At 74.9% G+C, this 12,260-nt stretch carries 11 protein-coding genes; 8 read left to right on the forward strand and 3 right to left on the reverse strand.

Going from position 1 to position 12,260, the window contains the following annotated elements; genetic code table 11:
* Nucleotides 1–33: 33 nt before the first annotated feature.
* Nucleotides 34–1,647, reverse strand: coding sequence for a PHB depolymerase family esterase (locus IE98_RS0110870; protein WP_078660915.1), 1,614 nt, complete (start codon nt 1,645–1,647; stop codon nt 34–36).
* A 996-nt stretch (nt 1,648–2,643) separates the two neighbouring features.
* Here IE98_RS0110870 and proC point away from each other — a divergent pair.
* The 8 genes from proC to IE98_RS0110905 all read left to right on the forward strand — a co-directional run bounded on the left by proC (nt 2,644) and on the right by IE98_RS0110905 (nt 9,695).
* On the forward strand, nt 2,644–3,468 hold the full coding sequence (gene proC / locus IE98_RS0110875) for a pyrroline-5-carboxylate reductase (RefSeq protein ID WP_030267838.1): 825 nt from the start codon (nt 2,644–2,646) through the stop codon (nt 3,466–3,468).
* 52 nt (nt 3,469–3,520) lie between these two features.
* Nucleotides 3,521–4,174 carry an HAD family hydrolase gene (locus tag IE98_RS0110880; protein ID WP_030267839.1) on the forward strand — a complete coding sequence of 218 codons (654 nt, stop codon included), beginning with the start codon at nt 3,521–3,523 and terminating at the stop codon, nt 4,172–4,174.
* Nucleotides 4,175–4,271: 97 nt separating this feature from the next.
* Nucleotides 4,272–5,468: an MFS transporter gene (locus tag IE98_RS0110885; protein WP_030267840.1), complete on the forward strand. Its 1,197-nt coding sequence runs from the start codon at nt 4,272–4,274 to the stop codon at nt 5,466–5,468.
* Between the two features lie 42 nt (nt 5,469–5,510).
* Complete coding sequence (locus IE98_RS0110890) at nt 5,511–6,710, forward strand: acetoin utilization protein AcuC (protein ID WP_052390390.1); 1,200 nt, start codon at nt 5,511–5,513, stop codon at nt 6,708–6,710.
* Nucleotides 6,711–6,979: 269 nt separating this feature from the next.
* Nucleotides 6,980–7,189, forward strand: coding sequence for a helix-turn-helix domain-containing protein (locus tag IE98_RS0110895; RefSeq protein WP_052390398.1), 210 nt, complete (start codon nt 6,980–6,982; stop codon nt 7,187–7,189).
* A 119-nt stretch (nt 7,190–7,308) separates the two neighbouring features.
* The gene (locus tag IE98_RS46160) at nt 7,309–7,407 is read left to right on the forward strand and encodes a 30S ribosomal protein bS22 (protein ID WP_003948845.1); all 99 of its coding nucleotides are present in this window, start codon (nt 7,309–7,311) and stop codon (nt 7,405–7,407) included.
* A 219-nt stretch (nt 7,408–7,626) separates the two neighbouring features.
* Nucleotides 7,627–8,685 (forward strand): NAD-dependent epimerase/dehydratase family protein, encoded by a 1,059-nt coding sequence (locus IE98_RS0110900; RefSeq protein WP_030267843.1) that lies wholly within the window; start codon nt 7,627–7,629, stop codon nt 8,683–8,685.
* A complete protein-coding gene (locus IE98_RS0110905) occupies nt 8,682–9,695 on the forward strand; it encodes a lysophospholipid acyltransferase family protein (RefSeq protein ID WP_030267844.1) in 1,014 nt (337 codons plus the stop codon). Before IE98_RS0110900 ends, IE98_RS0110905 begins: the two co-directional genes overlap by 4 nt.
* A gap of 111 nt (nt 9,696–9,806) precedes the next feature.
* Here IE98_RS0110905 and IE98_RS51910 read toward each other — a convergent pair whose 3' ends face one another.
* Together IE98_RS51910 and IE98_RS0110915 are read right to left on the reverse strand one after the other, a co-directional pair.
* A complete protein-coding gene (locus IE98_RS51910; protein WP_030267845.1) occupies nt 9,807–11,015 on the reverse strand; it encodes a DUF5667 domain-containing protein in 1,209 nt (402 codons plus the stop codon).
* 255 nt (nt 11,016–11,270) lie between these two features.
* Nucleotides 11,271–12,143 (reverse strand): ECF subfamily RNA polymerase sigma factor, BldN family, encoded by an 873-nt coding sequence (locus IE98_RS0110915; RefSeq protein WP_052390391.1) that lies wholly within the window; start codon nt 12,141–12,143, stop codon nt 11,271–11,273.
* Between the last annotated feature and the right edge of the window lie 117 nt (nt 12,144–12,260).

The raw sequence follows: 12,260 nt of genomic DNA on the forward strand, positions 1-12,260 counted from the left end.
CGGGGGCCGCCGCCCCCGGGCACCCGGCCCGGCTCAGAGCGTCCAGTCGACGGTGAGCACCGCACCCGACCCGCGCTGCAGGAAGACGTACGCGGTGGAGGCGAGCGCCTGGTCGAACTGCAGCCGCAGCTGCACCGTCGACCCGGGCCGGATCGCGGCCAGACCCGCCGCGGAGAACCCGCCGGACGTCCCGCTGCCCGAGGTGAACCGGGCCACCGTCGCCGCCGCACCCGCACCCGCGCTCGCCGGCGCCGCCCAGTCGTCGGCCCCGGTGGTGCAGGCCGCGCCGAAGCAGCCGTCGCGGACGTCGACCGTCAGCTGCGCCGCCGCCCACGGGTCCCCGCTGCCGCTGCCGTAGCCCAGGGTCAGCCGCGCCCCGGTGATCGTGGCGCCGGCCGGGACGGCCGAGGTGTCGAAGGAGAGCAGCGCCCGGTTCTGCCTGCCGTCGGTGCCGCGGCCCACCGCGAGGCCCAGGCTGCCGGCGAGGGTGCCGACCGCGGGCGAGCCGCCGTCCGCCGCGGCCTTCACGTAGCCGTCCCGTGCGGTGTCGTCGGTGAGCTGCGTACTGCCCGAGCTGCCGGAACTTCCGGACGGCGACGGGGACGGGGACGGCGACGGCGACGGGGACGGGGACGGGCTGGGGGAGGGCGAGGGAGCCGAGCCGTCCAGGCCCCAGAACCGGCCGATCCGGTAGGAGGCGCAGAGGTTCACGTCCAGCACGTACGCGCCGGCGGTGCCGCACTGCTCGGCGCCGCTGCCCGGGTCCACCGGCTGGCCGTGGTCCATGCCGGTGATCGAGTAGACCTCGACCCGGTCGGCGCCGGAGGCGTCCCGGTACACCTGGTGCGGGTAGCCCGCGACGGTGTCGTTCACCGCGGGCGTCTGGCCGGTGCCGGCCACGTCCGTCCACTGCTTCATCAGCTCGGTGAGGTTCACCGGCTTCACCACCGAGTCCGAGGACCCCTGCCAGAGCGAGACCTTCGGCCGCGCCCCGGTCCACGACGGGTACGCCTGCCGGACGAGGTCGCCCCACTGCTGCGGGGTCTTCGAGGTGCCCGTGGTCATGCAGTTCACCGAGGCCTCCACGGCCGTGGTGGCGCAGTGGTACGGCAGGCCGGCGACCACACCGCCGCCCGCGAAGACGTCCGGGTAGTCCGCCAGCAGCGCGGCCGTCATCGCACCGCCCGCCGACAGGCCGGTCACGTACACCCGGGCCGGGTCGCTGCCGAGGTCGGCGACGGTCTTCGCGACCATCTGGCGGATCGACAGCGCCTCGCCCGCGTCCCGCCCGAAGTCGCCCGGCTGGAACCAGTTGAAGCACTGCGAGGAGTTGTTGGCGGACTGCTGCTGCGGCATCACCACGGCGAAGCCCCAGGCGTCCGCCCAGTGCGTCCAGCCGGCCGCCTCGCCGTACGACGCCGTCTGGGTGCAGCCGTGCAGCGCCACCACCACCGGCCGCCCGGCGGCCAGCCCGGCGGGCGCGTAGCGGTACATCAGCAGATTGCCCGGGTTCGAGCCGAACCCGGTGACCTGGACGGTGCCGGCGGCCCGGGCCTCGCCGTGGCCGAGCCCGAGCACCGCCGCCGCGGCGACGGCGAGCAGCGCGAGCGCAGCCCACCACCGTCTCAAGGGCGTGTCGTACGTCATGGGGGAGCTCCTCTGGGGTGGGGGAGAGGCGACCGTACGGGCGGGGCGCCGCCGCCGGGCACGGTGCGGACGGACACCACGGAAGCTGCCGGGTGGCGGCACGCGCCATTGCAGGCCCCGCCGCGCGAGCGCGCCGGCCCGCCACGGTCCCGGCCCGCGGCCGCCCCCGCCCGGCCGCTCCCAAGGGCTCGTCCGGTCCGGCTGGACGCAACGGTCCAGGGCCCCTTCCGTCCACCCCGGAGCCCTTCCGCCGGCCCCGGGCTGCGACGAAGCTTGTGTTCGCCGGAAGGGGGACCGGCCGGCACCACCGGGAGGACGCGCCACCGCGGGGCGCCGGGCCCGGTGTCCCGCCCGGCGGCCGACGCCGCCGCGCCCGTCCGCACCGCCGACCGCTGCTCCTGCAGGGCAGCCGTCCGCTCCGGTGCGCCGACGAACCTCCGTCAGTGCTCTGACGACCCCTCATGCCTTCGACAGTCAGGAATGCCGCCGTGCCCGCGAACCGCACCTCCTTCGCCCGTCTGGCCGCCGCCGTTCTCGCCGCCTCCGGAGTCGCCGGAATGCTGGGCACCGGGGCCGCCCACGCGGTCGGCACCTCCTCGGTCGACGGCAGCATCACCCGCCCCGAGATCATCGCCCGGGCCCAGAACTGGGTCGCCAGCGGCGACCTGCCCGTGGTCGGTGACTGGGACGGCGACGGCAGCACCGATCGGCGTCTTCCGACCGGGCAATTACACCTTCTACTTCCGCGACGCCGACGGCGCCGTGCCCTCCGTCGCCTACGGCAACTCCACCTCGATCCCGGTCGTCGGCGACTGGGACGGCAACGGCACCGACACCCAGGGCATCGCCCAGAGCCGACCGGACCGGCCACGGCCCGCCGCCCGCCCGGCGGCGGGCCGGGGCCGTCCGGCCCGCTGCCCACCGTTCGGACGGCCCCGCCCGGCCCGTGCCGCCGGTGCGAGGATGGGCGGCAGCACCATACGAAGGAGCGGCTCCATGCCCAGCAGCGCATCCGGACAGAAGATCGCCTTCCTCGGCACCGGCAAGATCGGCGAGGCCCTGCTCTCCGGCCTGCTGCGGGCCGGCACGGACCCGGCCGACGTCCTGGTCACCGCCCGCCGACCGGAACGCGCCGCCGAACTCGCCGCCCGCCACGGCGTCACCGCCGTCACCAACGCCGAGGCCGCGAAGCTCGCCGACACCCTGATCCTCGCGGTGAAGCCGCAGGACATGGGCACCCTGCTGGAGGAGCTCGCACCGCACGTCGCCCCCGACCGGCTGGTCGTCTCGGCCGCCGCAGGCATCCCGACCGCCTGGTTCGAGGAGCGGCTCGCCGCCGGCACCCCGGTCGTCCGCGTCATGCCCAACACCCCCGTCCTGGTGGACGAGGGCATGAGCGTCATCTCCGGCGGCTCGCACGCCTCCGAGGCCCACCTGGAGCGCACCGAGGCGATCTTCCGCTCGGTCGGCAAGGCGATCCGCCTGCCCGAGGCCCAGCAGGACGCGGCCACCGCCCTCTCCGGCTCCGGCCCCGCCTACTTCTACTTCCTGGTCGAGGCGATGACCGACGCCGGCATCCTGCTCGGCCTGCCCCGGCAGGTGGCCCACGACCTCATCGTGCAGTCCGCGATCGGCGCCTCGATCATGCTGCGCGACTCCGGCGAACACCCCGTCAAGCTCCGCGAGGCGGTCACCTCTCCGGCCGGCACCACCATCGCGGCCATCCGCGAGCTGGAGAACCACGGCGTCCGTGCCGCGCTGCTCGGTGCCCTGGAGGCCGCCCGCGACCGCTCCCGCGAGCTCGCCGGCGGCGGCAAGTAGCCGCCGCGGCCCGGCACCGGAGGGCCGGTGCCGGGCCGGTAGGCTCGACCGGGTGAGCTACGACCTGGTGATCTTCGACAACGACGGGGTGCTCGTCGACAGCGAGCCCATCTCCAACCGGGTGCTCGCCGAGTACCTCACCGAACTCGGCTACCCGACCACCGTCGAGGACTCCTACCGGGACTACATGGGCACCGCCGCCCACCGGGTCCACGACGTGATCCTGGAACGGCACGGCGACCAGCTGCCCGAGGGCTTCGACGACCTCTTCCACGGCCGGGTGTTCGCCGCCTTCGAGGCCGAACTCGGCCCGGTCGCCGGGGCCGAGACCCTGCTCAAGACCCTGCAGCAGTCCGGCGTCCGGTACTGCCTCGCCTCCTCCGCGCACCACTCCTGGATCCGCACCGCGCTCGACCTCACCGGCCTGCGCGGGCACCTCGCGGAGGAGCTGATCTTCAGCGCCCAGGACGTCGGCGTCGGCAAGCCCGCCCCCGACCTGTTCCTGCACGCCGCCCGCACCATGGGCGTGCCGCCCGAGCGCTGCCTCGTCCTGGAGGACAGCCCCAACGGCGTGCTCGCCGCCCGCGCCGCCGGCATGGACGTGCACGGGTACGCCGCGCTCACCGACCCCGCCAAGCTCACCGCCGCCGGCGCCACCGGCCTCTTCACGAGCCTCACCGAGGTCCCCGCCCTCCTGGGCCGCTGACCGGTCCCGTTCCGATCGGTCCCACCCCCTCCCGGAACGGGCCGCCAGGGCCTACGCTCGGCCACCACACGTCGGTACCCACCAGTAGCGGGGGCCCATGGCCGAGACCACCCAGCGGCTGCGGCAGGCGCGCGCCGCGCTGGCAGCGAGCTTCCTGCTGCAGGGCGCCACCTTCGCCCTGCTGGTCAGCTGCATCCCGGAGATCCAGCGGCGGTACGGCCTCGACGACTCGCTGCTGCCGGTCTTCCTCGCCGCGGTGCCGATCCTCGCCGGTGCGGGCTCGATCGCCTCCGAGGCGCTGGTGCGGCGCAGCAGCCCGCGCGCCGTCCTGCGGGTCGTGCAGCCCGCCGTCTGCCTCGCCCTCGCCGCCGTCGGCGTCGGCACCGCGCTGTGGCAGCTCGCCCTCGCGCTGGCCGCCTTCGGCCTGCTGGTCGGCGCGCTGGACGCGTCGATGAACATGCTCGGCGTCGGCCTCCAGCACCGCTACGGCCGCAGCATCATGCTCGGCTTCCACGCCGCGTTCAGCCTCGGCGGGATCGCCGGTGCCGCCGTCGCCGGCCTCGGCGCCCACCACGGGACACCGCTGAGCGTGCTGTTCGCCGGCTCCGCGGCCGTCCTGATCCCGGCCGCCCTGCTGGTCGGCACCCGGTTCGCCGGCCCGGCGGAACTCGGCGACGCCGTCGAGCAGGCCGCCCGCGCGGCCGGCCGCGCCGTCCCCTGGCGGCCCCTGCTGCCGCTCTGCCTCGCCATGGCGGTCGCCTACATCGCGGACGCCTCGGTCTCCAACTACAGCGTCAAGTACCTCACCGACACCCTGCACAGCCCCGACGACGTCGCCAAGCTCTCCTACCTCGGCTACATGCTGGCGATGCTGGTCGGCCGGGCCCTCGGCGACCGCGGGGTGCAGCGCTTCGGCGCGGTCGCGGTCGTCCGGGTCGGTGCGGCGACCGCCGCCCTCGGCTTTGCCGCCGCCGCGGCCGCCCCCGCGCCGTGGGCCGGGATCGCCGCCTTCACCCTGCTCGGGCTCGGCATCTGCGCGATCATCCCGCAGGTCTTCGCGGCGGGCGGGCGCCTGATGCCCGCCGACTCGGACGCCGCCGTCGCCCGGCTCAACCTCTTCAACTACGTCGGCTTCCTGGTCGGCTCCCCGCTGGTCGGGGCGATCGGCGACGCCGGTTCCTACCGGGCCGCACTGCTCGCCCCGATGCTGCTGGTGCTCGTCGTGCTGCCGCTCGCCCGCCACTTCGCCCCCGCACCGGCCCGGGAGGCCAAGGAGCCCGTCCAGGCGCACTGAACCCCCTGCGTCCCGCCCCCGCCCACCCACTACGGTGGAGGCATGCCCGACGCCGAGCGCGACGACGCCCCCTGCGGCCTGCACCTCTTCTGGGACGACGCGGTGACCGCGTACGACTTCGGCGCCGGCCATCCGATGGACCCGACCAGGCTCGCCCTCACCAAACACCTGGTCGACGCCTTCGGGCTCGACCGCGGCCCCGGCGTCACCGTCCGCTCGGCCCCCGCCGCCGGGGACTCCACCCTGCGGCTGGTGCACACCGCCGAGTACATCGCCGCCGTCCGCAAGGTCGCCGCCGACCCGGACCTCGCCGACCTGCGGCACGGCCTCGGCACCGACGACAACTGGGCCTTCCCCGGCCTGCACACCGCCTCCGCGCTGATCGCCGGCCAGTCCGTCGCCGCCGCCGAGTCGGTCTGGCGCGGCGAGGCCCGGCACGCCGTCAACTTCGCCGGCGGGCTGCACCACGCCATGCCCGACCGGGCCTCCGGCTTCTGCGTCTACAACGACCCCGCGCTGGCCGTCGCCCGGCTGCTGGAGCTCGGCGCCGAGCGGGTCGCCTACGTCGACGTCGACGTGCACCACGGCGACGGCGTCCAGCAGGCCTTCTGGAACGACCCGCGGGTGCTCACCGTCTCGCTGCACGAGCACCCCGCGACGCTCTTCCCGGAGACCGGCTGGTCCACCGAGTCGGGCGGGCCGGACGCCCCCGGCAGCGCCGCCAACCTGCCGCTGCCGGCCGGCACCGGCGACGCCGGCTGGCTGCGCGCCTTCCACGCCCTGGTGCCCGAGCTGCTCGCCGCCTTCCGCCCCCAGGTGCTGGTCACCCAGCACGGCGCCGACACCCACGTCGAGGACCCGCTCGCGCACCTCGCGGTCAGCCTCGACGCCCAGCGCCTGGTCGCCGAGGCGCTGCACGGCCTCGCCCACCAGCACGCCGACGGCCGCTGGATCGCCCTCGGCGGGGGCGGCTACGCCGTGGTCGACGTGGTGCCCAGAACCTGGACGCACCTGGTCGCCACCGCGGCGAACCGGCCGCTCGACCCGACCGCCGAGACCCCCGAGGAGTGGCGCGCCGAGGTCTACCGCCGCACCCGGCAGCAGGCGCCGCTGCGGATGACCGACGGCGCCGACCCCGACTGGCGGGACTTCCACGACGGCTACGACCCCGCGTCCCGCCTCGACCAGGCGATCATCGCCGCCCGCCGGGCCGTCTACCCGCACCACGGCCTGCTGCCCTGACCTGCGGCCGGGCCCGGCGCCCGGTGCCGCGCCCCGCGCGCCGGGCCGGTGCTCCCGAGCGCCCCGTCGTCCCGGACCGGCCGGTCCGCCTGCGCCATACGCCTTTCGGCTACGTACTGCAATCGGGGGATGCCGCACCGTACAAGGACTCGGCATCCCCCTCTTCCCACTGGTACCACCCATAACTACTCTGGGCATACACGTGTGCCGGTTGAGTCACCGGAGGGGAAGCCGGTGCCTTGCACACGGGTAAGGGTCGGGTGATGGTCATGAGTTCAGGCGAACGCCCCCTGCAGGAAGTCGTCTTCCTGACCGTGGCCGAGGTGGCCTCGGTCATGAGGGTGTCCAAGATGACGGTGTACCGCCTGGTGCACAGCGGTGAACTGCCGGCGATCCGGGTCGGGCGCTCCTTCCGCGTCCCGGAGCAGGCGGTCCACGCGTACCTGAAGGAGTCCTACGTGCGGCTCGAGAGCGCGTAGGCCTGACACGGCAGGGCAGGATTACTGCTTACCCCGGGCGGACGGTAGGCTGGGCCCTCCGTCAGTCGTATGGACACCCGTCTCCCATGGACGGGGTCCGAGTGAGCGAGGTTTGTTCCGTGGGCTCTGTCATCAAGAAGCGTCGCAAGCGTATGGCCAAGAAGAAGCACCGCAAGCTTCTGAAGCGCACTCGCGTGCAGCGTCGCAACAAGAAGTAACCCGCGGCCGGACTACTTCCCGCTCACGCGGGGGGCCAGCCGCTGCACCGACGGCCGCCTCGCGCGCACCAGGTGTCCGAACTGCCCGCCCGGGCCCAGCCCGGGCGGGCAGTGGTGTCTGCGCACCCGGGGGCGGCGCCGCGGGCGTGGCGCCGGTACGGCCCGGAAACATCCGCACGGTACGGTGCAGTCAGGGCGACACGAGGAGGCCGCAGCAGCGTGGGCAGGACCGTACTCGTCACCGGTGTGGCCCGGCACCTCGGCGCCCGGTTCGCCGCCGACCTCGCCCGCGCCCGCGGGGTGGACAAGGTCGTCGGCGTCGACGTCCAGCCGCCCGCCGGGGACCTGCCGCCCGGGATCGACTTCGCCCGGCTCGACCTGCGCCGCCCGGCCGTCGCCCGGGTGATCGCCGAGCACGACGTCGACACCGTCGTTCACCTCAACGTCTCCGCGATGGGCCCCGGCGGCCGTTCCACGGTCAAGGAGACCAACGTCATCGGCACCATGCAGCTGCTCGGTGCCTGCCAGAAGGCCCCGGGGGTGCGCCGCCTGGTGGTGAAGTCCACCACCGGCGTGTACGGCTCCGCCCCCCGCGACCCGGCCGTCTTCCACGAGCGGATGCAGCCCAAGGAGCTGCCGGCCGGCGGCTTCGCCCGGGACGCCGCCGAGGTCGAGGGCTACGTCCGCGGCTTCGCCCGCCGCCGGCCCGACGTCGCCGTCACCGTGCTGCGCTTCGCCAACATCGTCGGCCCGGTCGGGGACACCCCGCTCTGTGCCTGGTTCTCCCTGCCGGTGCTGCCCACCGTGCTCGGCCGCGACCCCCGCCTGCAGTTCGTCCACGAGGACGACGCCGTCGAGGTGCTCCGGCTCGCCGCCCTGGACCCGCGCCCCGGCACCACCAACACCGGCACCTTCAACGTGGCCGGCGACGGCGTCCTGCTGCTCTCGCAGTGCGCCCGCCGCCTCGGCCGGCCCACCGTGCCGCTGCTCAGGCCCGCCCTCGGCGCGGTCGCCGGGCTCGTCCGGCAGACCAGGCTGGCCGACATCTCGCCCGAGCTGATCCAACTGCTCACCCACGGCCGGGTGGTGGACACCACCCAGCTCCGCGAGACCTTCGGCCACACCCCCCGCTTCACCACCGCCGAGGCGTTCGCCGACTTCGCCGCCGCCCAGCGGGCCGGCCTGCTGCCCCCCGAACGGCTCGCCGCCGTCACCGACCGGCTGGCCGCCCTGCTCGGCCAGGACGACCGCCCCACCCAGGAGCCGATGCCGCGATGACCGCAGCCCGCAGGACCGAGCCGGCCGACGCCAAGGTCATCCCGATCGAGTCCGCGCCCAGCTGGCACCCCGGGAGCCCGGACGGCGGCGGCTTCGCCGACCGGCTGGCCGGGGCCGTCGGCGGGGCGCTCGCCGGACAACTCGGCGCCACCGCCACCAAGGTCCTCGGCAAGGGCTGGGAGGACCGCGCCGCGAGCGGCCTGGCCTTCCTGCGGCGCCGGATCACCGGCGACTACGAGGTCGACGAGTTCGGCTTCGACCGGGAGCTCACCGAGGAGGTGCTGCTCTCGCTGCTGCGACCGGTCGCCGAGAAGTACTTCCGGGTGGAGGTCCTCGGCGTCGAGAACATCCCCGCCGAGGGCGGCGCGCTGATCGTCGCCAACCACTCCGGCACCATCCCGCTCGACGCGCTGATGACCCAGGTCGCGATCCACGACCACCACCCGCACCGGCGGCACCTGCGGATGCTCGCCGCCGACCTGGTCTTCGTCCTGCCGGTCGCCGGCGAGCTGGCCCGCAAGGCCGGCCACACCCTCGCCTGCAACGAGGACGCCCAGGCCCTGCTGGAGCGCGGCGAGGTGGTCGGCGTCTGGCCGGAGGGCTTCAAGGGGATCGGCAAGCCGTTCTCCGAGCGGTACAAGCTCCAGCGCTTCGGCCGCGGCGGCTTCGTCTCCTCCGCCCTGCGCGCCGGCGTGCCGATCGTGCCCTGCTCGATCGTCGGCGCCGAGGAGACCTACCCGATGATCGGCAACTTCCGCTCGCTCGCCCGGCTGCTCGGCCTGCCGTACGTGCCGATCACGCCGACCTTCCCCTGGCTGGGGCCGCTCGGCGCGATCCCGCTGCCGACCAAGTGGACGATCCAGTTCGGCGAACCGATCCCGACCGACGGGTACCCGCGGGAGGCCGCGGACGACCCGATGCTGGTCTTCAACCTCGCCGACCAGGTCCGCGAGACCATCCAGCACACCCTGTACAAGCTGCTCGTCCAGCGGCGGTCGGTGTTCTTCTGACCCCGTCGTCCCGGCGCCCACCCCGGCATCCCGGCGCCGACGCCGGAACCGGGAACGCCTGAGCGGCCGTGGGAGCTCGGGAATCCCACGGCCGCTCGGGCGGAGCCGGCCTCAGCCCAGGGTGAGACCCGGCAGCAACCCGGGGATCAGCGGCGGGATCGTGAGTCCCTGACCCTCCGGAGCCCCGGAGGCCGAGCCGCTCGGCGCGGGGGAAGCACCCGATCCGGTCGTGCCGCCGGTGGCCGGTGCGCCGGACTGCCCGCCGCCCAGGCCGCTGGTGAGGCCGTCGACCAGACCACCGACGCCCTGCGGGGCCGTGCTCGGCACGGCGCCGTTCGGCGCGGTACCGGTGCCGTGCGCCGTCGGCGCACCCGAACCGCCCTGGGTGGCGCCCTGGACGGTGCCCCCCGAGGCCTTGCCGGAGACCTGGCCGTCGTCCGACCCCGTGCCGTGCTGGCCGCCCTGACCGGGCTGCTCCAGGTGCAGGGGCGCGACGTCCTCGCTTATGTCGTCGAACAGCTCGTCGACCTTGTCGGCCTGCGGGCCGAGCTGGCCGGGCAGCCGGCCGTGCAGGCGCGTCCACCGGTCGTCCTGGCCCGAGGCGAACGTGGCGAGCTGGCGCATCGGGGCCAGCGAGCCGTTGCTCCGGTACACCGAACGCAGCAGGTCGCGGCCGCGGAGGGCCTCGGCGTGCATGTCGTCCAGTGCCTGCCGGACCTGCTCGACCGTGTCCGGGCTCAGCGTGTCCGGCGAACCGGACCGCTGGAGCAGGGTCTGCGCCTCGTCCAGCCGGGTGGTCGCCTGCTCCAGCAGCAGCGCGCCGCGCTCGGAGTCCGACCCCGCCCAGTCCAGCCGGAGGCCCTCCAGGCCGCGCTTCATGCCGTAGAGGGCGTCACCCGGCAGGGCCCCGCCGCTGGCGGCCGCGGCGCCGGCGAAACCGCCGACCGCGACGCCCGCCACCAGGCCGCCGATCGCGAGGCGGCGGCCCCAGCGGCCGCGGGCCGCCCGGGCGGCCCGGTGCCCGCGCTGCCGCGGTACCGCCGCGCCGCCGCCGCCCTCGGCGAGGGCCTGCTCGAACGCGGCCATCAGCTGGGCCCGTTGGACCGCCTTGGCCTCCGCGGAGAACTCCGGCACCGGCAGTTCCCCGAGGATGTCCGCCACGGCCAGCAGCTCGGCCATCGCGGTGGATCCGGCGCGGTGGGCACCGCCCGGTGCGTCTCCGTCGGAGCCGCCCCCGCCGGGTGAGTTGTCCGTCCGGTGGGCCTCCAATGCCTCGGCGAAGGCCTTCGCCCGCCGGTGCTCCAGCACGTTTGCCGTCACGGGCCGCACCTCCCTTCGTCGTTGTCGACACCGTGGCCAGCCGGGGGGTTGTCTCGGCGGGCCGAAACCACACCATCGGGTGATGCAGTCCGAACCTGCTTGACCGCACGCCCGTTGATGGTTTCCAGGCTGGCCAACGAGCGGTGCCGGGAGTCGGTTACGCACGACTGATCATGTGACCGCGCATTCACCCGCCCGTGTCGGAGCACGGGCCCGGGTGACGGTCCGTCGGCTATGGGCGTCACGGCAGCAGGCTCACCGCGCGTCCGGGGGCAGCAGGCGGGCCAGCGTCCGTACCGCGCGGTACTGCAGGGTCTTGATGGCGCCCTCGTTCTTGCCCATGATCCGCGCCGTCTCGGCGACCGAGAGGCCCTGCAGGAAGCGGAGGTTCACGCACTCCTGCTGCTGAGGGTTGAGCCGCCGGACGGCGTCCCGGAGGGCCGCGTTGGCCAGGGACTCCAGGACGGACTCCTCCGGGCTGCGCTCGCACTCGTTGGAGTCCAGCATCTCGCCGGTGGTGACCTCCAGCCGGAACCGGCTGGACTTGAAGTGGTCGGCCACCAGGTTCCGGGCGATGGTCACCAGCCAGGCGCCGAAGTCCCGCCCCTGCCAGGTGAAGGTGCCGATCCGGCGCAGCGCCCGCAGGAAGGTCTCGCTGGTGAGGTCCTCGGCGGTGGCCCGGCTGCCGACCCGGTAGTAGATGTACCGGTAGACGGTGTCCGAGTACTGGTCGTAGAGCCGTCCGAAGGCCTCGCTCTCGCCGGCCTGGGCGCGCTCGACCAGCTCCATCACCGGGTTGTGCTCGGTCTCGGTGCCGCGGTCGGTGCGCGGGCGGCTGCGGGCCGGGGCCCCGACGCCGCGGCGGGTGCCGGTCGTGGTGCCGCCCGCGGCGGTGCCGCTGGTGGCGGTGGAGCGGAGCAGGGTGCCGGGGGCGGTCGGGCGGGCGGCGAGGGCGGTGCGCGGGCCGGGCGCGACGGGGACGCCGGCACCGGCGAGGACGGGCTGGGGGACGAGCACCTGGAACTCGCGGACGGCGGCCCACAGCCGGTCCAGCCGGGCGCCGGTGCGCAGGGTGGCGGTCGACGGGCTGGAGGTGGTGGGCGCGTCGTTCCGGACGGGTGGGTACACGGGACTCCCAGAGGCAGAACTGTGGACGGGTTCACCTCCGCCTGCGCGGAGAGCACGCCTCCTGCCCCCGCCGGGGGACACGCAGGTGCCGTGCATCCAGGAGAGGATAACGCTTTG

This window comes from Streptomyces sp. NRRL B-24484 (assembly GCF_000717715.1).
In the GTDB taxonomy this organism is placed as follows: domain Bacteria; phylum Actinomycetota; class Actinomycetes; order Streptomycetales; family Streptomycetaceae; genus Kitasatospora.